The sequence below is a fragment of the Kutzneria sp. NPDC051319 genome (genome assembly GCF_040682195.1).
Lineage (GTDB): Bacteria > Actinomycetota > Actinomycetes > Mycobacteriales > Pseudonocardiaceae > Kutzneria.
The window spans coordinates 1-21767 of record NZ_JBFBAM010000037.1; the positions used below are offsets into that span (position 1 = coordinate 1).

The 21767-nt window shown below is 70.5% G+C and carries 22 protein-coding genes; 14 read left to right on the top strand and 8 right to left on the bottom strand.

Annotated features, from left to right (window positions below):
* Nucleotides 1-80: 80 nt before the first annotated feature.
* Nucleotides 81-1280 carry a low temperature requirement protein A gene (locus AB0M73_RS29960; RefSeq protein WP_363897318.1) on the bottom strand — a complete coding sequence of 400 codons (1200 nt, stop codon included), beginning with the start codon at nucleotides 1278-1280 and terminating at the stop codon, nucleotides 81-83.
* A 127-nt stretch (nucleotides 1281-1407) separates the two neighbouring features.
* Between AB0M73_RS29960 and AB0M73_RS29965 the strand changes: the two genes are divergently transcribed.
* The 4 genes from AB0M73_RS29965 (at nucleotide 1408) to AB0M73_RS29980 (ending at nucleotide 5654) form a co-directional block, all read left to right on the top strand.
* Nucleotides 1408-1905 carry a pyridoxamine 5'-phosphate oxidase family protein gene (locus AB0M73_RS29965; protein WP_363897321.1) on the top strand — a complete coding sequence of 166 codons (498 nt, stop codon included), beginning with the start codon at nucleotides 1408-1410 and terminating at the stop codon, nucleotides 1903-1905.
* Between the two features lie 259 nt (nucleotides 1906-2164).
* Nucleotides 2165-2749, top strand: a complete 585-nt coding sequence (locus tag AB0M73_RS29970) for a hypothetical protein (RefSeq protein ID WP_363897324.1) — start codon at nucleotides 2165-2167, stop codon at nucleotides 2747-2749.
* 60 nt (nucleotides 2750-2809) lie between these two features.
* Nucleotides 2810-5002: a tetratricopeptide repeat protein gene (locus AB0M73_RS29975; RefSeq protein WP_363897327.1), complete on the top strand. Its 2193-nt coding sequence runs from the start codon at nucleotides 2810-2812 to the stop codon at nucleotides 5000-5002.
* A 100-nt stretch (nucleotides 5003-5102) separates the two neighbouring features.
* On the top strand, nucleotides 5103-5654 hold the full coding sequence (locus AB0M73_RS29980) for an RICIN domain-containing protein (RefSeq protein ID WP_363897330.1): 552 nt from the start codon (nucleotides 5103-5105) through the stop codon (nucleotides 5652-5654).
* Between the two features lie 71 nt (nucleotides 5655-5725).
* Here AB0M73_RS29980 and pucL read toward each other — a convergent pair whose 3' ends face one another.
* From pucL to AB0M73_RS30000, 4 genes are read right to left on the bottom strand one after another with little or no spacing between them, the layout of a single operon-like run.
* Nucleotides 5726-6604, bottom strand: a complete 879-nt coding sequence (pucL, locus tag AB0M73_RS29985; RefSeq protein WP_363897333.1) for a factor-independent urate hydroxylase — start codon at nucleotides 6602-6604, stop codon at nucleotides 5726-5728.
* 2 nt (nucleotides 6605-6606) lie between these two features.
* The gene (uraH, locus tag AB0M73_RS29990) at nucleotides 6607-6924 is read right to left on the bottom strand and encodes a hydroxyisourate hydrolase (RefSeq protein WP_043727310.1); all 318 of its coding nucleotides are present in this window, start codon (nucleotides 6922-6924) and stop codon (nucleotides 6607-6609) included.
* On the bottom strand, nucleotides 6921-7370 hold the full coding sequence (gene uraD, locus AB0M73_RS29995; RefSeq protein ID WP_363897337.1) for a 2-oxo-4-hydroxy-4-carboxy-5-ureidoimidazoline decarboxylase: 450 nt from the start codon (nucleotides 7368-7370) through the stop codon (nucleotides 6921-6923). Before uraD ends, uraH begins: the two co-directional genes overlap by 4 nt.
* Nucleotides 7371-7425: 55 nt before the next feature.
* Nucleotides 7426-7950: a helix-turn-helix domain-containing protein gene (locus tag AB0M73_RS30000; RefSeq protein ID WP_363897340.1), complete on the bottom strand. Its 525-nt coding sequence runs from the start codon at nucleotides 7948-7950 to the stop codon at nucleotides 7426-7428.
* Between the two features lie 101 nt (nucleotides 7951-8051).
* On the opposite strand from AB0M73_RS30000, the gene AB0M73_RS30005 reads away from it, so the two are divergent.
* Genes AB0M73_RS30005 through alc form a run of 6 tightly spaced genes read left to right on the top strand, consistent with a single transcriptional unit; the run spans nucleotide 8052 to nucleotide 14960 of the window.
* Nucleotides 8052-8849, top strand: a complete 798-nt coding sequence (locus tag AB0M73_RS30005) for a TIM barrel protein (RefSeq protein WP_363897343.1) — start codon at nucleotides 8052-8054, stop codon at nucleotides 8847-8849.
* Entirely contained in the window at nucleotides 8846-9715 is an 870-nt protein-coding gene (locus AB0M73_RS30010; protein ID WP_363897346.1) for an NAD(P)-dependent oxidoreductase, read from the top strand. The genes AB0M73_RS30005 and AB0M73_RS30010 overlap by 4 nt, the downstream gene beginning before the upstream one ends.
* Before the next feature lie 2 nt (nucleotides 9716-9717).
* A complete protein-coding gene (gene gcl, locus AB0M73_RS30015; RefSeq protein ID WP_363897349.1) occupies nucleotides 9718-11412 on the top strand; it encodes a glyoxylate carboligase in 1695 nt (564 codons plus the stop codon).
* A 5-nt stretch (nucleotides 11413-11417) separates the two neighbouring features.
* On the top strand, nucleotides 11418-12497 hold the full coding sequence (locus AB0M73_RS30020) for a glycerate kinase (protein ID WP_363897352.1): 1080 nt from the start codon (nucleotides 11418-11420) through the stop codon (nucleotides 12495-12497).
* A gap of 28 nt (nucleotides 12498-12525) precedes the next feature.
* On the top strand, nucleotides 12526-13854 hold the full coding sequence (gene allB / locus AB0M73_RS30025; protein WP_363897533.1) for an allantoinase AllB: 1329 nt from the start codon (nucleotides 12526-12528) through the stop codon (nucleotides 13852-13854).
* The gene (alc, locus tag AB0M73_RS30030; protein WP_363897355.1) at nucleotides 13851-14960 is read left to right on the top strand and encodes an allantoicase; all 1110 of its coding nucleotides are present in this window, start codon (nucleotides 13851-13853) and stop codon (nucleotides 14958-14960) included. Before allB ends, alc begins: the two co-directional genes overlap by 4 nt.
* Here the strand turns inward: alc and AB0M73_RS30035 are convergent.
* A complete protein-coding gene (locus AB0M73_RS30035) occupies nucleotides 14941-15870 on the bottom strand; it encodes a 5'-nucleotidase (protein ID WP_363897358.1) in 930 nt (309 codons plus the stop codon). The two genes, alc and AB0M73_RS30035, sit on opposite strands and share 20 nt — an antisense overlap.
* Nucleotides 15871-15952: 82 nt before the next feature.
* Complete coding sequence (locus AB0M73_RS30040) at nucleotides 15953-17071, bottom strand: glycosyltransferase (RefSeq protein WP_363897361.1); 1119 nt, start codon at nucleotides 17069-17071, stop codon at nucleotides 15953-15955.
* A 77-nt stretch (nucleotides 17072-17148) separates the two neighbouring features.
* Between AB0M73_RS30040 and AB0M73_RS30045 the strand changes: the two genes are divergently transcribed.
* From AB0M73_RS30045 to AB0M73_RS30060, 4 genes are all read left to right on the top strand, one after another.
* Nucleotides 17149-17529: a DUF302 domain-containing protein gene (locus AB0M73_RS30045; RefSeq protein ID WP_363897536.1), complete on the top strand. Its 381-nt coding sequence runs from the start codon at nucleotides 17149-17151 to the stop codon at nucleotides 17527-17529.
* A 103-nt stretch (nucleotides 17530-17632) separates the two neighbouring features.
* Complete coding sequence (locus AB0M73_RS30050) at nucleotides 17633-17995, top strand: permease-like cell division protein FtsX (protein ID WP_363897364.1); 363 nt, start codon at nucleotides 17633-17635, stop codon at nucleotides 17993-17995.
* A 184-nt stretch (nucleotides 17996-18179) separates the two neighbouring features.
* The gene (locus AB0M73_RS30055) at nucleotides 18180-20003 is read left to right on the top strand and encodes a S8 family serine peptidase (protein ID WP_363897366.1); all 1824 of its coding nucleotides are present in this window, start codon (nucleotides 18180-18182) and stop codon (nucleotides 20001-20003) included.
* An 83-nt stretch (nucleotides 20004-20086) separates the two neighbouring features.
* On the top strand, nucleotides 20087-20683 hold the full coding sequence (locus AB0M73_RS30060; protein ID WP_363897539.1) for a nitroreductase family protein: 597 nt from the start codon (nucleotides 20087-20089) through the stop codon (nucleotides 20681-20683).
* A gap of 83 nt (nucleotides 20684-20766) precedes the next feature.
* Here the strand turns inward: AB0M73_RS30060 and AB0M73_RS30065 are convergent, their stop codons facing one another.
* Nucleotides 20767-21696: a Gfo/Idh/MocA family oxidoreductase gene (locus tag AB0M73_RS30065; RefSeq protein WP_363897369.1), complete on the bottom strand. Its 930-nt coding sequence runs from the start codon at nucleotides 21694-21696 to the stop codon at nucleotides 20767-20769.
* Nucleotides 21697-21767 lie beyond the last annotated feature (71 nt).

Here is a 21767-nt window from a genome sequence, read left to right on the forward strand (position 1 = left end):
CCGCGAGTCCCGCTCTCGGGCAAGCATGTGTCGAGTTCCGTAACTCGACATTCAGTTGCCGGAGAGCGGGACTCGCGGTGTCACTGGCGGCGGAGGGCGGCCAGGGCCTCGTGGCGGACGGAGCCGGCGGAGGCTGCGGTGCCGACGGCCCAGACTGCGACGACCGCCACCACCCACGGCGCCGGCAGCAGCCGGTCCACCAGGGCCAGGCAGACGGTGGCGGCGAGCAGGGCGACCCGGAGCAGGCCGAGGTACCACCGCCGCCGTGCGGTGCCGAAGACCCTGGTGCCCACCAGGTAGATAGTCAGCCCGGCGGTGATGAACCAGGCCGCGGTGGACGGCGCGGGGTCCTGGAGCGACAGATTCACGCCGGCCGCGATCATGACCAGCGCGAAGGCCGGCGGCAGGTGCCCACCGGCGTAGAGGGAGTACGCCAGCGCGGGATTGCCGCCGGACAGGCTGAGCAGGCGCTCGTAGATCTCGGCCGCCGACGTGAAGTAGATCCACCACAGCGCCCCGGCCAGCACCAGCCCACCCACCAGCACCAGCCAGTACCCGAGGTCGTCGGACGGGCGCTTCAGCACCGCGCCGCCCACCGTGATCACGACCTCGCCGAGCAGCAGGATCATGAACAGGCCGAACCGCTCCGACAGGTGCGCCGAGTCCAGCGCCTGGTCGGGCTGCTTCGGCGGCGCGAGCAGCTCACGCCACCGGCTCTCCCGGCTCGGCCGCTTCTTGCCGCGACGGACATCGCGGTGGACGTCGCGGTGACTGCCGAGCAGCAGGAAACCGGCCTCCTGGAGCAGGGTGAAGCCCCACAGCACGTACAGCCACGGCCAGGGAAGGAACGCGGACACGGCGAACAGGACCGTCGACGCCGTGTAGCCCCAACTGATCCGGTGCTGGTCGAGCTCGCCCTTGGCCGGCCACCGGTGCGCGACCGCCAGGATCAGCCGGACGCCGGCCAACGCCAGCGCGAACACCGCCGGATGGCCTTCGAACACGTCATGCGCCTGGGTCGCCGCGATTGCGCACGGCACGGTGCCGAGGAGCACGAACAGCCGGTCGGCGACGCGCTTGTCGTCACCGCGGCGGTTGTACAGCACCGCGAACCCGATCCACGTCCACCACAACGTCGCGAACAGGCCCAGCGCCGCCGCCACCCGCGACCACTGCGGATCGGTCACGATGCCGTGCGCCACCTGGCCCACCGCGAACACGAACACCAGGTCGAAGTACAGCTCCACCCAGCCGACCCGCTTGCCGCCCTCGTCGCTCACGGCACGGATTCTGCCGTCCCGAAAAAATCTTCGGAAAAGGCCACGCCCGTTGTCGAGAACCCGTCGGCGGCTCCGTCCCAGGGGCACGAGCGGCCGTGAGGCCCGCTCCCAGCCCGAAGGAGTCGTCATGCAGCAGACCCAGGTCTTCGAGGTCCTCGACCGCCCGCTCAGCCAGGAGCTGCTGGCCCGTGACCTGTGCCGGCTGGCCTATGTGGCCAAGGACGGCACGCCGCGCAGCATCCCGATCGCCTTCACCTGGAACGGCGCCGAGATCGTGCTGTGCACCAGCAAGAACGCGCCCAAGCTGCATGCGCTGCGGGCGAACCCGGCCGTGGCCATCACTATCGACACCGAGGTTCACCCGCCGAAGATCCTGCTGGTCCGGGGCCTGGTCGAGCTGGACGAGGTCGACGGCATCCCGGCCGAGTACCTCCAGATGAACGGGTCCTACGAGATGACCGCCGAGCAGCGCGTCGAGTGGGAGGCCGAGGTCCGGTCGCTGTACGACGGCATGGTGCGGGTGGTCATCAGGCCGACCTGGGCCAAGCTCATCGACTTCGAGACCACCCTGCCGTCCCCGGTCGAGGAGCTGGTCCGGCAGCGGGCCGAGCGTCAGAGTGCTTGAAGCACTATGACTTCAGTGACAACTAAAACGAGGCTCCTCGACAAACGACAACCGCCAGTGAATTGCCGATACAAACAACAACCCTTGATCGGCCAAGGCGTTCGGGTGATATCCGCGGAAACGGCCTCGCGACGTCCCGGTTCGGGACGAAAGTCGGGCCTTCCCGCCACTCGACTCCGGAGGCGACGTGCCACACAACCCCAATCAGCCCAGAGGCGCCGACGGAAAATGGGTCAAGGGCAAAGGCACTGCTGGCGCGGTGGTCGCGGGATTGGTGGCCGGCCTGCTGGCGGCGGCCAACGGCGCGGATGTCACGACGTCCGTCGGCACGGTTCTCGACACCGCCACCAGCCAGGAAGCCGAAACGGCGACCAGTCGTGACGCGGCGAAGAAAGGCAATGAGAAGGAAGCATGGCAGCGGCTGGCGCTCAAGGAGATCGAGCGGAAGGTGAAGGACGGTCTTCGGTGCTCGGTGCAGTCCTTCGGGCAAGTCCAGCAGTTCTTCGTGAACCACCCGTGCACAAAGCTGGATCAGCTCGTGTACGGACTGGAGGACACGAACGGCAACGTCATCATCGGCACGGTGATGTGGGTGACCATGCCGTCGGCGGCCGAAGCCGAGGAGCTCCGCAAGGTGGAGGATGTCTACGGCAGCGGCGACGTCACGCCGTTCACGTCCGAGATCCTGGGGGTCGGCGGCGTCAAGTTCACCGGACAGCACTACCGCGCCCGATTGGACGGCCCCCTGTTCGTCATCTCCGAGACGGAGCCGTTGCGGGGCCGGCCGTCGGACGAGCTGCTGCTGGACGTGGCGACGGTCGCGGATGTGTTGCCACCGCTGTGAACGGGGAGCGCCGGGCAAGGTGCGTGAAGGCGATGAAACGGGCATCTCTACGATGTGCCGGTGCACCTGGGCGAGATGGTGGCAGGACTGCGCACCGGCCGTGGCTTGTCGCAGGAGCAGTTGGCGGAGCAGAGCGGGGTGAGCGTCCGCGCGATCGGCGAGATCGAGCGCGGCGCCACCCGCCGCCCGCACCGCGAGACGCTCCGCGCCCTCATCGGGGCCATGAACCTGACGCCGGGGGAGCAGCAGGCGCTCGCCGGCGCCGCCCGGTCCGCACCGCCGCCGGACACCCGTCGCCGGCGGACAACAACCCGACCGGCGCTGCCGGCCCCGGTCACGTCGATCGTCGGCCGGTCCGACGATCTCGCTGCGGTGCAACGGCTTGTGCAGGATTCCGCGGTCCGCCTGGTCACGATCACCGGCACGGGTGGGGTCGGCAAGACCCGTCTCGCGGTCGAGGTGGGCTGGCAGGTGGCGGCACGCTTCGACTCCGTGCACGGCCTCGACTTGAGCCCTCTTCGACACCCGGACGACGTCCCGCAGGCGCTGGCCGAGTCCCTGCGCACCTCGGACCCGGCCGCGCTGATCGGCGACGGGCGATGGCTGTTGGTGCTCGACAGCTTCGAACACGTGGCCGCGGCGGCCACCTCCGTGGGGGCGCTGCTGGCCGGATGCTCGCGGCTGACCGTGTTGGCGACGAGCCGGTCTCCGTTGCGGCTGCGGGGCGAGCACCTCTGGCCACTGGCCCCACTGTCCACTCCGGACGGTGACGACACGGCCGCGCTGGCCGACAACGCGGCGGTCCGGCTCCTGGTCGAACGCACCGCCGCAGTTCGGCCGGGATTCACGCTCACCGAGGCCAACGCCGGCGCGGTCGCCGCGTTGTGCCGGCGGCTGGACGGCCTGCCGCTGGCCCTGGAACTGGCCGCCGCCCGGCTGCGCACCCAGGCCCCCGCCCAGGTGCTGGCCCAGGTTCGCGACCTGCACGGCGACGCCGTGGACCTGGCCGACCGGCACCTCAGCCTGCGCCGCACGGTCGAGTGGAGCACGCGTGGGCTCACCGATCCGGACCGTCGGCTGTTCGGCCTCCTCGGCGCGTTCGCCGGCGGCGCCGATCCGGTCGACATCGAGGCCGTGCTGGGCGCACCGCCGTTGTCGTTGGCGACGCTCGCCGCGAACAGCCTGGTCACCGTCGCCGAGCAGGCCGGCAACACCAGGATCGGCATGCTGGACACCATCCGCGAGGTGGTGGAGGACCAGCTCACCGGCCACGGTGATCGGGCCGCCCATGCCGGCCACTTCCTGCGCCTCGTCCGCGACGGCGACCCCCGGCTGGCCGACGAGCTGGAGAACGTGCGGGCCGCCGTGCAGCACGCCACTGACTCTGCGCCGACCTTGCTGGACGTCGCGACCGTGCGGGCGTTGACCAGCCACTACGTGGCCCGGGGACGGTTCGCCGAGGGGCGGCGGATGTTGACCGTCGCGGCCGACGCCGCACCCACCGAGCAGGCTCGGGCCTGGGCCCTGCACGGGGCCGCAGTGACGGCGAACGAGAGCGGCGATCCCGAGGCCGCGCTGGCGTTGGCCACCGCTGCGGCCGACATCTTCGGCGTCGACCCGGACGGCCGGGCTGCGACGCTGACCCTGATCGGCAACGCCCACAAGTTCGCCGGCCGCCACGACGAGGCCGCGGCCGCGTACACCGGCGTCCTCGACCAGGCTCGACTCACCGGCGATTCCCGCCGGGAGACCATCGCCCTGAACAACCTCGGCGCGCTTGCCCACGACCGCGGCGCCTACGCCGAGGCCATCGACTACCACCGCGCAGCCCTAAGCCGTAAACGCGAACTCGGCGACCGCCGCGGCGTCGCCGTCGCTCAGCTCAACCTCGGCGCCGTCCGCAACGACACCGGCGCTCACGCCGAGGCCGCCGCCCTGCTGGCCGAGTCCGCCGCCACCTTCGCCGCCCTCGGCGAACCCGGCTCCGAGGCCTTCACCCTGGCCCTCCTTGCCCAGTCCCAGGCCGGTCTCGCCCGCTGGTCCGACGCCACCGCCACGGCTCGCCGCGCGCTGGACCTGGCCCGCCGCGTCGAGCACGCCCAGGCCATCGGGCTGGCCCTGTTCGCCCTCGGCCAGACCACCGCCGCCGACGGCGACCACAGCGGCGCCACCCGCTTCTTCCACGAGGCACTCACGTTCCCGCTCGGCCGCCCCGACCAGGCTCGCGTCCACGAGCACCTCGCGCAGCTCTGATTCTGCCGGCTTTTCCGCCGGTTCGGCCTGGAGTCGGCGTGCGGTGATCTCTACCGTCTCCCGGGTCACGGCCCGTATTTGTCTGTCATTGAGGAGACGCATGCCGTTGTTATCCCGCGCGTTCCGTGCCGCGGTGCTGGTTCCGCTCGCGATCGCCGCCGTGGCGCTGACCGGCGCCACACCGGCGTCGGCCGACAACACCATTCCGCCGCCGGTGAGCGGCGATGTGCTGTATTGGTGGACCAACACCGGCAATGACGGCACCGGCGTCAAGTGCATGCAGGTCGACCCGGGGCGCGACGACGACTTCGCCCCGGTGGACCAGTACCACTGCCAGTACCGCAACAACCAGGGCTGGCGGATGGGCTCGGTCAACGGCGACCCCACCGTGTTCTGGCTGCAGAACGTGGCCTCGGGCAAATGCCTGGACGACTACGCCTACGGCATGAACCAGGGCAACCCGATCATCCAGTACACCTGCCTGATCGGCACGAACCAGCAGTGGCGCATGATCTGGAACTACAACGACGGCAGCGCGCAGTTCCAGAACGTGAACAGTGGCCTGTGCCTGTCGGTGGACGCCATCAACTCCAGCAACTCCGGGGTTTTCGTGCTCAACCCCTGTTATGTATTATTCAAGGAGGGGTACTAGCCGATCTGGGCGGGCTGACCAAAGCCCCCCGGCCCACGCTTGCCACTGCCGGGCAGGCGTGGCCCGTGGACTCAGAACGCCGGCAGCGTGTGCCAGGCCTGCCCGGCGTCGGGCGCGTCGTCCCGGACGACGGTGCCCTCGATCAGCCCGTACGGCCGGTCGGCTGCGTAGAAGACCTCGTTGTCGTTGGCCAGCCCGAACTTGCCGAGATCGACCACGAAGTGATGCTTGTTGGGCAACGAGAGCCGCACCTCGGCGATCTCCGGACGGGCCTCGATCACGGCCTGGCCCATCGCGTACAGGGTCTGCTGCAGCGACAGGCTGTGCGTGTCCGCGAAGGCGGCGAGCAGCGCGGCGCGGGCTTCGGCGAAGCTCTTGTCCCACTCGACATCCAGCCCCGAGAAGCGCCACTGGGCGCTGACGGCGGTGGCCAGGATGCGGTCGTTGGTCTCGGGCAGGGTCGTGTACTTGTCACGGGGATAGCCGTGGAACTCCGACCCGGTCGTCTTCAACACGATCAGGTCCCGCAGCCCGGACACGACCCACGCGTCGGAGCCGTCGATGGTCACGGCCGTAGTGCGCTTCTCGTCGGAGCCGCGGACGAAGGAGTGGTCGTTGGCGGCGATCCGGCCCCAGCCGTGTTCGTCGATCAACACCCGGGCGCCGGTGATCTGGTCGAAGGAACCGACGAAATGCCGGCCCAGGCGCAGCGCGAACTCCTCGATCTCGCCGACCGGCGCCTCCTTGGCGAAGGCGTAGACGGTGTTCTTCTGCGTGTCGGTGGGCACCACTCCGGAGTTGTCGCCGGTCAGGTGGGTGTCGGCCAGGTCGCCACGCAGCGAGGTGCTCACCGTCAGATCCCGCAGCGAGTGCACGGAACCGTTGCGGGACACCGTCACCAGGCGGTTCTCGGCCTTGCCGTACTGGTTGGGACCAAGGTGGACGGCCACGATCAGCTCCCTCGGTAGCTGGTGAAGGAAAACGGGCTCAGCAGGACCGGCACGTGGTGGTGCCGGTCGGGGTCGGTGATCCGGAACGTCACGGTCACCTCGGGGAAGAAGGCCTCGCGGCCCACCCGCGCGAAGTAGGTGTCGGTGTCGAAGACCAGCCGGTACACGCCGGCCTCCACGTGGTCGGGGCCCAGCGTGCGGCAGCGGCCGTCGTCGTCGGTGACGCCGTCGCCGATGATCCGGCCGTCGGATTCCAGCCGCACCAGCACGCCCTGGGCGGGTTGGCCGGAGGTGGTGTCGAGCACGTGCGTGGTGATCATTGGACGACCTTCGCCAGGCGCAGCAGCGCGATCTTGCCGAGTTCTCGGACGGTGACGGCCAGTTCGGTGTCGGGGTCGTGGGCCAGCCGCTCGCGGAGGTCGGCCAGCAGCTCGTCCCCGCCGCGGCCGGCGGCGCAGACCAGGTAGATCCGGCCGAACCGCCGCTCGTACTCGCGGTTGGCCGTGACGAACTCGGCGGCGTTGTCCACTCCGGACTGTTCGGCCCGTGACGTGGCGCTGCCGGTCTTGTCGCCGATGCGCGGGTGGCCGGCCAGCGCGAGCTCGACCTCCTCGGCGGTCAGCGTCGTCGCCGCCCGCTCGGCTACGGCGAACAGCGCCTCGGGGGAGTCGTAGGGCTGCCCGTCGAGCACGGTCCGCACCCAGCGGGGCACCGCCAGGCACTCGGCCAAGGCTCCCTCGGTCAGCGCTGCCTCGTCGAGGTTCATGTCCAGCGACGGTAGAAGCGCCGGCCGACGGATGTCAACAATTTGTTGAAGTCGATCATGACTGGGACCGGTTCAGGTAGTTGTAGACCGTGAACCGCGTGACCCCGAGCGCCTCGGCCACCGTGGGCACCGACTTCCGCATCTCGAAGGCCCCGCGTTCCTCCAGCAGCCGCACCGCCCGCTGCTTGTCGGCGCGGGACAGCGAGCTCAGCGGCCCGCCGAACTCCGCCTCCACCTCCGCGAGCACCCGATCCAGCGCCCCGACGCCGACCGGCTGATCGTCGGCCGCGTCACCGCTCTGCGCGCTCGCGACCGCCCCTTCCGGCGGACTCGCGTCGCCCGGCACTCCCAGCCGTAACGTCACGCGGGTTGCCCCGCCGGCCAAGGCCGCGCGGAAGATCTCCGGCAGTGCGTTCAACACCTCGTCCGACGGCCCCCGCACGGTCGTGCCGAGAGGCCCGAATGTCGTGTCCAGGCCCGCCTTCTGCGCCTGCTCGGCGGCCTGCGCGGCATGCGCGGGCGGTTCCCCGCCGGGCTCGGCGCGGAACGGCTCGGTGGTGAACTCGGCCTCCAGATCCACCGCCGAACCGTAGCGCCGACCGTTGACCGGCCGCAGCGGAGCGTTCTACTCTCTCACTACTCGGAAAAGTAATTCCGCGATACGGAAATCGGAGTGATCCGGTGCTTCTCGACGCCAACCTCTCGATCCTGTTCACCGAGCTGCCCCTGCTGGAGCGGCCGGCCGCGGCGGCCAAGGCCGGCTTCGACGCGGTGGAGTTCTGGTGGCCGTTCGACACCGCGAACCCGACGCCGGCGCAGGTCGACGCCTTCGTCGACGCCCTCGACACGGCCGGCGTGAAACTGGTCGGCCTCAACTTCTTCGCCGGCGACATGCCGGCCGGCGACCGCGGCGTGGTCTCCTGGCCCGGCCGCCAGACGGAGTTCAACGCCAGCGTGGAGATCGCCGTCGACATCGCCCGCCGCACCGGCTGTCGCACCTTCAACGCCTTGTACGGCAACCGGATCGCCGGCTTCACACCGTCCGAACAGGACGAACTGGCGACCGCCAACCTCACCGTCGCGGCCACCGCCGTGCAGGCGGTAGGCGGCACGATCGTGCTGGAGCCGCTGTCGGGCGCGCCGGACTACCCACTGCTGACCGCGGCGGACGCGCTGGCCGTGGCCGACCGGGTACCGCTGGACAACGTGGCCCTGCTCTGCGACCTCTACCACCTCGCCGTCAACGGCGACGACCTCGATTCCGTGACCAGCAAGCACATCGACCGCATCGGCCACGTCCAGTTCGCCGACGCCCCCGGCCGCGGCGAGCCCGGCAGCGGGCAGCTGGAGCTGCTGCGACACCTGACCACCTTGTCCGCCAACGGTTATCGCGGTCACGTCGGCGCCGAGTACCGGCCGACCGGCGCGACCGCCGACAGTTTTGGCTGGCTGCCGACATTCCAGAAGGAGGCGTCATGAGCAAGATCGGCTTCATCGGCCTCGGCATCATGGGCTCGCCGATGGCCGGCCACCTGGTCGCCGCCGGCCACACCGTCACCGGCTTCGACCTGTCCGAACCGGCCCTGGCCAAGCTGGTCGAGGCCGGCGGACACCGGGCCGCCGATGTCACCGAGGCGATCGCCGGCGCCGAGGTCGTGATCACGATGCTGCCGCAGGACGAGCACGTCGAGGCCGTGACGACCGAGGTCATCGCGGCCGGCGCGGCCGGCCTGCTGCTGATCGACATGAGCACGATCCGCCCCGAGACGTCGAAGAACGTGGCGGAATCGGCCGCACACAAGGGAATCCGCGTGCTGGACGCGCCCGTGTCGGGCGGCGAGGCCGGGGCCAGGAACGCGGCACTGTCCATCATGGTCGGTGGCACGGCCGAGGACTTCGCCGAGGCGCTGCCGCTGCTGCAGAACCTGGGCAAGACCATCGTGCACGTCGGCCCGCACGGCGCCGGCCAGGTCGTGAAGGCGGCCAACCAGCTGGTCGTCGGCGGCACCTACGCCCTGGTGGCCGAGGCGATCGTGCTGCTGGAAGCGGCCGGCGTCGACGCGCGGGCCGGCATGGACGTGCTGGCCGGCGGCCTCGCCGCCAGCCGCATCCTCGACCTCAAACGCGAGTCGATGATCGCCCGCAACTTCCAGCCGGGCTTCCGGATCGACCTGCACCACAAGGACATGGGCATCGTGCAGGCCGCCGCGCGGCAGGCCGATGTGTCGCTGCCGATGGCCGGCCTGGTCGCGCAGCTCATCGCCGCCGCCCGCGCCATGGGCCACGGCTCGCTGGACCACTCCGCGCTGCTCAAGGTCGTCGAGACCCTGTCAGGAAAGGCGTAGCCATGCCGAAGATCCCCGTCATGCAGGCGGTCGTCGAGGTGCTCGCGTCCGAGGGTGTCGACATCGTGTACGGCTGCCCCGGCGCCGCGATCCTGCCGTTCTACGCGGCGCTGGAACAGAGTTCGCTCAACCACCTGATCGTGCGCCACGAAGAGGGCGCCACCCACATGGCCGACGGCTGGGCCCGCACCACCGGCAACGTCGGCGTCGCCGTCGGCACCTCCGGCCCGGCCGGCACCAACATGATCACCGGCCTCTACACCGCGCAGGCCGACTCGGTGCCGATCCTGTGCGTCACCGGCCAGGCCGTCTCCAGCAAGCTGCACCAGGAGGCGTTCCAGGCGGTCGACATCGTGGAGATCGCCAAGCCGGTCACCAAGTGGGCGGTGCAGATCAAGGAGGCCGCGCAGGCCCCGTGGATCTTCCGCGAGGCCTTCCGGATCGCCCGCTCCGGCCGTCCCGGCCCAGTCCTCATCGACCTGCCGCTGGACGTGCAGAAGCAGGAGATCGAGTGGGACGGCGCGATCGACGCCCCGCTGCCGATCGAGGCCGTCACCCCGCACCAGCCCCGCGTCGAACGCGCCCTGGACATGCTGCTGGCGGCCGAGCGACCGCTGCTGCTGGCCGGTGGCGGCGTGATCGGCGGCGAGGCCTCCGCCGTGCTGCGCGAGGTCGCCGAGCTGCTGGGCGTGCCGGTGCAGATCACGTTGATGGGCAAGGGATGCCTGCCCGATGACCACGAGCTGTTCGCCGGCATGGCCGGCATCCAGACCAGCCAGCGTTGGGCCAACGCCCTGTTCCTGGAGTCCGATTTCGTGCTGGCCCTGGGCGCTCGGTTCGGCGACCGGCACACCGGCGACCTCGCCGTCTACCGGGGCGATCGCAAGTTCGTCCACGTGGACGTGGACCCGTTGCAGATCGGGCGCGTCTTCGGGCCGGACCTCGGCGTCGTCTCGGACACCAAGCTGTTCCTGGAGGCGCTGCTCAAGGCCGCTCAGCAAAGGCACGCAAAGCGATCCTGGCAGCAGTGGGTGGCCCGGATCGAGGAGCTGCGCACGCAGCTGCCGCGGCGGGACGACTTCGACACCGTGCCGATCAAGGCGCCGCGCGTGTTCCGTGAGATCAACGAGTTCTACGGCCCGGAGACGTACTTCGTCACCGCGATCGGGCTCTACCAGATCTGGTCCGGGCAGTTCCAGCGCACGCACCTGCCCCGGCACTACCAGGTCTGCGGGCAGGCCGGCCCGCTCGGCTGGGAGATCCCGGCGGCGATCGGCGTGCGCACGGCCAGGCCGGACGCCGAGGTCGTCGCGGTGGTCGGCGACTACTCCTTCCAGTTCCTGGTCGAGGAGCTGGCGGTGGCCGCGCAGTACGACGTGCCGTTCGTGCTGATCATGCTGAACAACGAGTACCTGGGCCTGATCCGGCAGGCCGAGACCGGCTACAACATGAACTACCAGGTCGACATCCACTACGACGAGTACGGCGCGGACAACGTCAAGATCATGCAGGCCTACGGCTGCTCGGGCCGCCGGGTCACCGAACCGGGCGAGATCACCGACGCCCTGGCCTGGGCCCGCAAGGAGGCCGGCCGGACCAGCCGGCCGGTGCTGGTCGAGATCATGATCGACCGGGCCGCCAACGCGTCCATGGGCAGCGCGCTGAACACCGTCGTCGAGTTCGAGCCGGTCAGCTGAGGACGATGAAGGTCCTGCTGGCCCCGGACAAGTTCAAGGGCACGCTCGCCGCCGGCCAGGTCGCCGACCACCTGGCGGCCGGCCTGCGGCGGGTCCGGCCCGACCTGGAGGTGCGGGTGGTGCCGGTCGCCGACGGCGGCGAGGGCACCGTGGACGCCGCCTGCGCCGCCGGCTTCGACCGCCTCGTCACGACCGTGACCGGGCCGCTGGGCAGCCCGGTGCGGGCGATGCTGGGCCTGCGCGGCGGCACGGCCGTCCTGGAGCTGGCACAGGCGTCCGGCCTCGGCTGGGGCAGCTCACCGATGTCGGCGTCGAGCTACGGCGTCGGCGAGCTGATCCGGGTGGCCATGGATATCGGCTGCTCCCGGATCGTGCTCGGCCTTGGCGGCAGCGCCTGCACCGACGGCGGCGCCGGCATGCTCCGGGCCCTCGGGGCGCTGGTCATGGACGCCGACGGTGTGCCGGTGGAACCGGGCGGTGGCGGCCTGGCCCGCGTCGCCCGACTCGATCTGAGCGGCCTCGACAGCCGCCTGGAGCAGGTCGAACTCGTGCTGGCCACCGACGTCGACAATCCGCTGTCCGACGCCGCCCCGGTCTACGGGCCGCAGAAGGGAGCCAGTCCACTCCAGGTGGCGTTGCTGGGCCAGGCGCTGGCCCACTGGGCCGAAGTCGTCGGCGGCGATCCGACGCTGCCCGGTTCCGGCGCGGCCGGGGGAGTGGGCTACGCGGCGCTGGCGGTGCTCGGGGCCGTGCGCCGAGCCGGCGTGGACGTGCTGCTCGACCTGCTGGGATTCGGTGACGCCGTGCACGACGCTGCCCTCGTCATCACGGGCGAGGGCTCCCTCGACGCCCAGTCCCTACGTGGCAAGGCCCCGGTCGGCGTCGCGCGGGCGGCCGGGGGAGTGCCGGTGGTGGCCGTGGCCGGCGTCTGCTCGCTGACGGCCGAGGACCTGGTCGGAACCGGGATCAGCGCCGCCTACGCGCTGACCGACCTCGAACCCGACCCGGCGCGGTGCCGGGCTCGACCGGGCCCCTTGCTGGAGCGGACCGCGGAGCGCATCGTGAGAGATCACCTATGCTGCTGAGCGGGGCCGAGGAGGATCTATGTCCACAATGGATCTGACGTTGGTGGCGCGGCGGGCGGTCACGCCGAACGGCATCGAGGCGGTCGAGGTCGGCGTCCGTGACGGGCGTATCGCCGCGGTCGAGCCGATGGGCGCCTCGCTGCCGTCGGAGGCCACGGTCTGGCTCGACGACGACGAGGTGCTGCTGCCGGGCCTCGTCGACACGCACGTGCACGTCAACGATCCCGGCCGTAGCGAGTGGGAGGGCTTCGACACCGCCACCCGGGCGGCCGCGGCGGGCGGCGTCACGACGATCGTCGACATGCCGCTCAACAGCCTGCCGCCGACCGTCGACCCGGACGCGTTGCAGGTCAAGCGCAAGGCGGCGGCCGGCCGGGTCTACGTCGACGTCGGCTTCTGGGGCGGCGCCGTGCCCGGCAACCTCGCCTCGCTGCCCCCGCTGCACGAGGCCGGGGTGTTCGGCTTCAAGTGCTTCCTGCTCGACTCAGGCGTCCCGGAGTTCCCGCCGCTGACCCATTTCGAGCTGGCCGACGCGCTGCGGGTGCTGCGGGACCTCGACGCCCTGATGATCGTGCACGCGGAGGACGCCGAGGTCATCGACGCCGCGCCGCCCTCGTGCGGCCGCCGCTACCGTGACTTCCTGGCCTCCCGGCCGCGCCGGGCCGAGAACGAGGCGATCAAGGCCGTGATCGCGCTGGCCCGCCGGACCGGGGCCCGCGTGCACATCCTGCACCTGTCCTCGGCCGACGCGCTGCCGCTGATCGCCGACGCCAAGGACGAGGGTCTGCGCATCACCGCCGAGACCTGCCCGCACTACCTGTGCTTCACCGCTGAGGACATCCCCGACGGCGCCACCCAGTTCAAGTGCTGTCCGCCGATCCGTGAGGACGCCAACCGCGACGCCCTGTGGCGGGGCCTGGCCGACGGCGTGATCGACTTCGTGGTCAGCGACCACTCGCCGTGCACCGAGGACCTCAAACGCCTGGACACCGGCGACTTCGGGCACGCGTGGGGCGGCGTCGCCAGCCTCCAGCTCGGGCTGCCGGCCGTCTGGACCGAGGCCCGTCGCCGCGGCTTCGACCTGTCCCAGGTCGTCTCCTGGATGGCCGCGAAACCCGCCTTGCTCGCGGGATTCGCACGCAAGGGCCGCATTGCTGTCGGCGCCGATGCCGACCTGAGCATGTTCGCCCTGGACCAGCCGTTCACCGTCGATGTGCACAAGCTGGCCCACCGCAACCCCGTCACCCCGTATCACGGCCGCGACCTCACCGGCGTCGTGCGCGGCACCTGGCTGCGCGGCCGCAGCATCGTCGGCGAGCAGCCGTTCGGACAACTACTCACCAGAGGAGATTCATGACCCCGGCCTGGACCACGCTTCCCGATCTCGCCTCTCGCCGGCTGGGCGGCGGGGTGCCCTGGGCCAACGACGAGTTCTTCGCCGAGCGGGAGAACCTGATCAAGCCGGAACCGCCCGTGTTCCAGACCTACACCTTCGGTCACAAGGGCCAGGTCTACGACGGCTGGGAGACCCGCCGGCGCCGGGAGCCGGGCGTGGACCAGGCGATCGTCCGGCTCGGTGTGGCCGGTGTCGTGCGCGGGGTCATCGTCGACACGGCGTTCTTCAAGGGCAACTACCCGCCCGAGGCGTCCGTCGAGGCGTGCGCTCTGGAGGGCTACCCCAGCGGCGAGGAGCTGGCCGCCGCGTCCTGGCACACCATCGTGTCGCGGGCCAAGCTGGCCGGCGACTCCGAGAACGTCTTCGACGTCGACTCCGACCGCCGCTGGACCCACGTGCGGCTCACCATCTACCCCGACGGCGGCGTCGCCCGTCTCCGCGTGCACGGCGAGCCCGTGGCCGACCCCCGGCTCCTGATCGGCACCGTCGACCTGGCCGCGTTGGAGAACGGCGGCGAGGTCCTCGACGCCAGCAACGTCTTCTACTCCAAGCCCACCAACCTCATTTCCCCCGGCCTCGCCGCCGTGATGGGCGACGGCTGGGAGACCGCCCGCCGCCGTGACGACGGCAACGACTGGGTGCTGCTGCGGTTGGCGGCCGAGGGCGTGCTGTCCGTCGCCGAGGTCGATACCAGTCACTTCAAGGGAAACGCCCCCGGCTGGGCCCGTCTGAGCGGCTGCGCCGACCGCGTCGACGACCCCTCCGCGTGGTTCGAGCTGTTGCCCCGCACCAGGTTGCAGCCCGACACCCGCCACCGCTTCGTGCTCGACGTCGACCGTCCCGTGCAGCACGTGCGTTTGGACGTCTTCCCCGACGGCGGTATGGCCCGCCTCCGCTTGACCGGCGCCCCCACCGAACGCGGCCGTTCGTCCTTGCTACGCCGCTGGTTCAACGCCCTCCCGGCCGATCACGCCATGACCGTCTTCGACAACAAGGCCGTCGTGGACGCCCGCCCGCTGGACGCCGACCAGCCCCTGCCACACGTCCTCAGCCGCCTGATTTGTTGATCACCCCAAACGGCACGTGCACGCCGGGCACGTGCAGCTCGGCGAGGTTCTCGGGCTTGTCGTCGAAGAAGATGTGTGGCCGTAGGACATCGAGCACGCCAGCCTTCTCTATGCCTCCGAGGAAAAATGCCTCGTTGACCGTCACACCCCACCGCTTGAGGCTTGTCACGGCTCGCTCATGCGTAGGCGCATTGCGGGCCGTGACAACGGAGATCCTCAGCCGGCGGTGATACCCGGGGCACTCGATGCTGTATTGCTCTTCACGCTTCTGGATCGCGTTGAGGCTGGCCAGGAAGTCCTTGAGCGGCCCCTCTCCGTGCGGCGTAACCATGTTGGCGACCTCATGTCCCTTGAAGGCAGGCAGGCCTTCCTTCTCCCATACCTGGTCTGAGACGTCGTCGGCCAAGACACCGTCGAAGTCGAACGCGATGCGGAGGTCTTTGTCGTTGGGATCGTCGGTGAAGGCGGTGTCGAGCACGCGGCCTGCCGGGAGCTTCATGTCTACCGCTGCGCGCACATCTCTGTCGTCCGCCGACAAAAACAGTGACATGTTCAGTGGTGGCATGAACTGATAGGGGGCACGGCCCTGGCTGAAGATCGCGCGAGTGATAGCAAGCTCGTGGTGAGCGATTGATCGCATGACTCGGAGACCTGTATCGGGGTCGTTGCGCGAAAGGATGATCACCTCGACCAGCGGGTCATCCTCGGGTCTGAGGTCGTTGAGCGAAAGCAGCCGGCTCACGAAGGGGAAGGCCTTGCCTTCGGCCAGGGGCACTTCGAGGTTGGCCTCCTGATAGTGGCGATAGGCTTCCTCGCCTTTGGTTTCGAACACCTTGTTCGACTCGGTCAGATCGAACAGGGCGCTGGACGCGATACCGACTACCAGTCGGTTTTTGAGGTCGTAAGGCATGGCGCGCCTCCCGGACAGTGGTTCGTGTTTGGAAGTCGCGCGGGCCGGGCGGTTGGTTACTTCTTTCTCTCTCCCCACCCAGCTACTGGCAGGTTTTCGCGGTGCGTCCCTTCCAGGCGCCGCCCCGCCCCAGCCAGTGTCGCCGCGCCGAGTCGACGGTCATCGCCGTGTACAGCACCGCCACCGCCGGCAGCGCCGGGGCCAGCCACAACGGCAGCCGGTACATCCGCAGCATCGGCCCGTACGTCGCCGCCATGATCACCCAGGCCAGCAGGCCCAGCACCCGGACCTCCATCGGCCCGACGGCGACGGCCAGCGGCGGCACCACGAAGATCAGCAGTAGCCCCAGCACACACCCGGCCAGCAGCAGCGGTGACGTCCTCAGCTGTGTGTAGGCCGAGCGGGCCACCATGTTCCACAGGTCCGCCAGCCTCGGGTACGGCCGCCGGCTGGTGATCGACGTCGACAGCCCCAGCCACGTCCGGTGGCCGGCGCCCTTCAACAGCTGCCCGAACGCCACGTCGTCGATCAGCGCGTCCTTGATCACCGCCAGGCCCCCGGCCCGCTCCAGCGCCTCCTGCCGCACCAGCATGCAGCCGCCCGCCGCGGCTCCCACCCGTGACCGCGGGTCGTTCACCCGGCCGAACGGGAACAGCAGGCTGAAGAAGTAGACAAAGGCCGGCACGATCAGCCGCTCCCACCACGTTTCCGTGCGCAGCAACGCCATCTGCGACACCAGGGCCCGGTCGTCGGCCACTGCGGCCACCACCAGCTTGCGCACCCCGTCGGCCGGGTGCGCGATGTCCGCATCCGTGAACAGCAGGTACTCGCCGTCGCTGGCGTTGTTCACCCCCGTCTGCATCGCCGCCACCTTGCCCGCCCAGCCCGGCGGGGGCCCGTCGCTGCGGACGATGTCCAGCCGCCCCGTGCCCACCGCCCGCGCCGCCTGCGACGTGCCGTCCGTGCTGGCGTCGTCCACCAGCACCACCCGGAACGGCCCCGGGTAGTCCTGCCCCAGCAGCGTCGGCAGGGTCAGGCCCAGGATCTCCGCCTCGTCCCGTGCCGGCACCACCGCCACGACGGCCGGCCATCGATCCACCGGCCCGCCGGCCGGCAGCCGTTGCGTCGTTCGCCAGAACCCGCCGTGCGCCAGCAGGAGGTACACCCACGCCAGCGCCGCCACCCCGGTCACGATCAGCACGCGGGCGAGTATTGCCGATCATGACCGTTCTGCCGGCCGCGACAGACCGGGAGCAGGGGTGTTGACTGGGACGCGTGATGATCCGGAAGAGCACCCTCGGCCAGAGATCCACCGTGTCCCGCCTGATCGCCGCGCTGGAACGGCGGGAGCTGACGATCTTCGCCCACATCGACCACGCGGCCCACGCGCGGCAGGCGGACCTGCGGCTGCCCGCGATCGACGTGCTGGTCTTCGGCAACCCGAAGGCGGGCACGGGGCTCATGGCGGCCGACCCGCGGGTGGGGCTGGACCTGCCGCTGCGCATGCTGGTGTGGGAGGGCGAGCCGCAGCAGGCCTTCGTCGGCCACCACGACCCGAGGGAACTGGCCGGCGAGTACGACCTGGCCGAGCACAAGGAAACCCTGGACCGCATGGCGGAGCTGCTGGAGTCGGTGGCGGCCGAAGCCGCGGGGCAGTGACGGGCCGCGATCGCCCGGGTCGACATGAGTGATCGCCTGATGCCGCAGCGGTAATCGCCGGGGCGGCGTGGAAGAGTTGACCACCGTGCGGAAGAAGTACACGATGACGGCGCTCGTCCTCGGTGTGGTGGCAGTGGTCGGGGTGGGTCTGCTGGTGTGGTCCACGTTGACGACCCAGGTCCAGAACCAGGCGGCGGCCCAGCAGCAGTGCGCGCAGCCCGACGAGGTGGACATCTACCTCCACGACGACGCCGAGTTACCCAAGATCCAGGCCCAGGTGCTGGCCACGCACCAGGACGTGGAATCCGTGACCACACAGACCAAACAGCAGTCCTACGCCGACTTCGCCCGCATGTTCGCCGACCAGCCCGACGTGCTGAAGACGGCCAGGGTGGACGCGATGCCGGCGCTGGTGAAGGTGCGGCCCAAGCCGGTGTGTCGGCCGGCGCGCTGGGGGACACCCTGACCCAGCAGTTCCCGCCGCCGTCGGAGATCCACCGCCTGATCTGCAGCGAACTCCAGCACTGACCGTTCGTCGGAACCGATAGTCATCCCACGTCCGATTCGCGCTGTACACCCGCCGAACGGCCGGTGTCCGATAAGTCGTTTCCTCCTAGAGTGACCTGTTCTACGGGCCCTGAGGAGGGAAAATGACAGGTCGGTTACGCGTGCTCGCGGCCGGTGTCGCGCTGGTGGCTCCGTTGCTCGCGGTGACGGGAGCCACGGCGACGGCCGCGCCGGATTCGTCGTACAAGATCCCGTCGATGCTCAGACAGCAGGCCGACCAGGTGTCCCGGCTGGGACCGGCCACGGCCGGCAGGCTGAACGCCCACGCGGTGGAGATGGACCAGGCCGGCATCGGCGTCCAGGTGTTCGCCGACGGCCCGGTCACCGCCGACCAGGAGAACCAGCTCCGGTCGCTGGGCGTGACCGTGAAGACCAACGCGGCCAAGCTGGCCGACGTGCCGGGCGCCGAACTGCCCGCCGCCGGCCTGGTCAGCACCGTGGTGCCGGCCGACAAGCTCAACGCCGTCGCCGCGCTGCCGTGGGTGTCCACCCTGCGGCCGAGCATCCGGCCGGTGACCGACGTCGGCCCCAACAGGGCCGAGGGCGTCAAGCTGCACAAGGCCGACATCGCCCAGAAGCACGGCCTGACCGGCAAGGGGCAGACCGTCGGCGTCATGTCCGGCGACGCCGACCACGTGGCCGAGTCCATCGCCCGCGGCGAGCTGCCGGCCGACACCAAGATCCTCAGCCAGGCCGACTACGACAACGACGAGGGCACGGCGATGATGGAGATCGTCCACGACCTCGCCCCCGACGCGAAGCTCATGTACGCCACCAGCGGCGAGACCCTGGCCGACTACGTCAAGGGCTTCCACGACCTCGCGGCCAACGGCGCCACCATCATCACCGAGGACCTCGCCTTCGACGACGAGCCCGCCTTCCAGCAGGGCCTGGGCGCCACGACGGCGGAGAACCTGGCCAAGCACGGCATCTGGGTCTCCTCCTCGGCCGGCAACCTCGGCACCCGGCACGCCCCGCGCGTCGCGGCCAAGGGCACCGGCCGCACGCCCGACGACCAGACCGGCGCGCAGACCAACTGCCCCACGCCGATTCACAACACCGTCAACCTGCGTGGCACGGACAACTCGTACAACCTCAACCTGTTGCCCGGCGCCTCGGTCATGCCGACCCTGCAGTGGAGCGAGCCGCGCGCGATCTACCCGACCACCGGGCAGGGCGGCTTCACCGACCTGAACCTGTACCTGGTCGACGCCGCCGGCAACTGCCTGGCGTACAGCAATGCCAAGCAGGCCAACGGTGTCGGCGACACGCTGGAGCAGTTCACGTACACCAACGAGACCGGCGTCGCCCAGCCCGCACGGCTCGTCGTCGACGTGGCCGGCACCTCCTCGGCCCGTGCCGTGCCGACCCTCGACCTCCGGTGGCGCGCCCTGTCCGCCGGTGTCCAGACCCTCGACCCGGTCGACCGCGCCGGCTCGCTGAACCCGGACTCCAACTACCTGGGCTACGCCACCAGCGCCGGGGCCACCGACGCCACCACCGCGACCGACCCCAAGACCAGTCCGCTGGAGGCCTACAGCGCCGCCGGTCCCGTGCAGATCATCACCACCACCCGCTGCCCCGGCAAGGGAATCGGCCCGTGCCAGGGCGTCCCCGGCGGCCACGCCCGGACCTTCTCCGCGCCGACGTACACCGCCACCGACGGCGTCTCCGTCAGCGGCGTCGGCCCGTTCGGCTCCGGCACCTGCCCCTCGGTCAACCCCGGTGACTGCCGCTTCTACGGCACCTCCGCCGCCACCCCGAGCTCCGCCGGTGTCGCCGCCCTGACCCGCCAGGAGTTCGGCGGCCGCTGGATCTCGCCCGAGCTGCTGACGTTCGTCCTCAAGGCCCGCGCCGTGCACCGCGACGGTGACGGCTGGGGCGCCGGCGTGCTCAGCGCGATCTAGTCGATGACTGTTGAGGGGTGTTCGGCTTGCCCGAACACCCCTCAGCCATGTCCGGCGCCGGTACGGTCGCAGGCGTGGAGTTCATGGACGCGGTGCGGCGGCGCAGGATGGTTCGGTCGTTCACGGACGAGCCGCTGGCGCCGGAGGTGGTGGAGCGGATCCTGGACACCGCGCGGCGGGGACCGAGCGCCGGGTACAGCCAAGGCGTGGAGTTCGTGGTGGTGACGGACGAGGCGACGCGGCTGGAGCTGGCCGGCGAGGGCGAGGAGATGCTGGCCAAGGTCGGCATGAAGAACTTCGTGGCGCAGGCGCGGGTGCACATCGTGATCTGCGTGAGCGCCGAGATGTACAAGTCCCGGTACCGGGAGTCGGACAAGATGGCGGTGGTGGGCGACACCACGGAGGACGAGCTGTGGCACACGCCGTACTGGTTCACCGACGGCGGCGCGGCGCAGATGCTGTTGCTGCTGGCCGCGGTGAACGAGGGCGTGGCGGCGGCGTTCATCGGCCCGCAGCCGGCGCTGCTCCGGCGGCTGCTGGGCATCCCGGCCGACTACCACCCGATCGGCGTGGCGCTGCTGGGCCACGAGGCGCCGGACGCCAAGCAGTACGGGGATGTGTCCGCACGCAAGAGGGTCCGGCGCCCGCTCGACGAGGTCGTGCACCGCGGCCGCTGGTGAGGCCCTACGCGTGGAGGGCCCCGAGCACTGCCGGAATCCCCAGCGCGTCGGCGAAGTCGTGCACCGCTAGCCGCTGGTGAGGTCTACGCGTAGAAGGCCTCGACCACCTCCTGGACCCGCAGCGCGTCGGCGAAGTCGGCGAGGTTGGCCGGCCGCAAGCCGCGAATGGCCTGCGCGAAGCGGGAAAGGCGCGTGGTCTCGGCCCCGGTGCCGTCGCCGGAGACCTCCACCGGCGTCCACGGGCCACCGTCCGAAGTGGACAGCTGGGCCCAGTTCGTCAGCCGGAACGACCGCTTGGAACCCCACAGGGTCCACTCGTAGTGCTCCGGCGCGGCGACGTTGGCGTACCCGGTGACCTGCACGGGAACTTCGCCGGCCCGCAGCAGACCCCGGGCCGCGACCTCGCTGCCAGAGGCCGGATAGTCCACGGTGGCCCGCTCGGCCGAGATCGGCCCGACCAGGTGGTCGGTGAGGTAGGCGAAGTGGGAGAACACTTCCCGGATGAAACCGCCCTCAGCCCGCTCGCCGACCCACGCCGCCGGCGCCTGGAACGGCCGCGGCCACTGCGGGAACGTCATCCGCACGTCCACGCCGAGCAGCCGCCCGGCCTCCGGGATCGCCTTCTCCAGGTACAGCGTGCCGTTCGTGTCCGACAGCGGGAAGTTCACGGCCGTCACGCCACCGGCGGCGGCCATTGCCCGACCCTCGGCCAGGTCAACCGCCAACGGCTTCTCGCAGAACACGGCGATGCCCTGCTCCAGCGCCTGCAATGCGTACGGGGCGTGCCACGACGGGGGAGTCGCAATGTAGATCGCGTCCACGTGGTCCGGGAACTCGGTCGCCGGCAGCACGGGGATGTCGGGGAACTCCCCCTGGATCGCGTCCTCGACCTCGGGATTGGCGTCCGCCAGGAAGGTCACCTCGAAGTCGGGATGCTTGACGGCCTGGGCGAAGGTGCGGCGGCCCATCACGCCGAGGCCTATGACGCCCAGCCGGATCGGTGTCTCAGTCACAGGTACATCCTGCTACCGCGGCATCGGGCAGGCGCCCGACAGCCGACCGGTCGGTGCCGCGTGAGTGGGCC

Bases quoted from the DNA above. Each gene is read 5' to 3' on its own strand.
- allB (WP_363897533.1), top strand. From the start codon at position 12,526: ATGGATCTGACGTTGGTGGCGCGGCGGGCGGTCACGCCGAACGGCATC.
- uraH (WP_043727310.1), bottom strand. From the start codon at position 6,924: ATGATCACCACGCACGTGCTCGACACCACCTCCGGCCAACCCGCCCAG.
- AB0M73_RS30045 (WP_363897536.1), top strand. From the start codon at position 17,149: ATGATCCGGAAGAGCACCCTCGGCCAGAGATCCACCGTGTCCCGCCTG.
- AB0M73_RS30035 (WP_363897358.1), bottom strand. From the start codon at position 15,870: ATGCCTTACGACCTCAAAAACCGACTGGTAGTCGGTATCGCGTCCAGC.
- AB0M73_RS30020 (WP_363897352.1), top strand. From the start codon at position 11,418: ATGAAGGTCCTGCTGGCCCCGGACAAGTTCAAGGGCACGCTCGCCGCC.
- AB0M73_RS30060 (WP_363897539.1), top strand. From the start codon at position 20,087: ATGGACGCGGTGCGGCGGCGCAGGATGGTTCGGTCGTTCACGGACGAG.
- alc (WP_363897355.1), top strand. From the start codon at position 13,851: ATGACCCCGGCCTGGACCACGCTTCCCGATCTCGCCTCTCGCCGGCTG.
- gcl (WP_363897349.1), top strand. From the start codon at position 9,718: ATGCCGAAGATCCCCGTCATGCAGGCGGTCGTCGAGGTGCTCGCGTCC.
- AB0M73_RS30050 (WP_363897364.1), top strand. From the start codon at position 17,633: ATGACGGCGCTCGTCCTCGGTGTGGTGGCAGTGGTCGGGGTGGGTCTG.
- AB0M73_RS30055 (WP_363897366.1), top strand. From the start codon at position 18,180: ATGACAGGTCGGTTACGCGTGCTCGCGGCCGGTGTCGCGCTGGTGGCT.
- AB0M73_RS29965 (WP_363897321.1), top strand. From the start codon at position 1,408: ATGCAGCAGACCCAGGTCTTCGAGGTCCTCGACCGCCCGCTCAGCCAG.
- AB0M73_RS30010 (WP_363897346.1), top strand. From the start codon at position 8,846: ATGAGCAAGATCGGCTTCATCGGCCTCGGCATCATGGGCTCGCCGATG.
- AB0M73_RS29980 (WP_363897330.1), top strand. From the start codon at position 5,103: ATGCCGTTGTTATCCCGCGCGTTCCGTGCCGCGGTGCTGGTTCCGCTC.
- uraD (WP_363897337.1), bottom strand. From the start codon at position 7,370: ATGAACCTCGACGAGGCAGCGCTGACCGAGGGAGCCTTGGCCGAGTGC.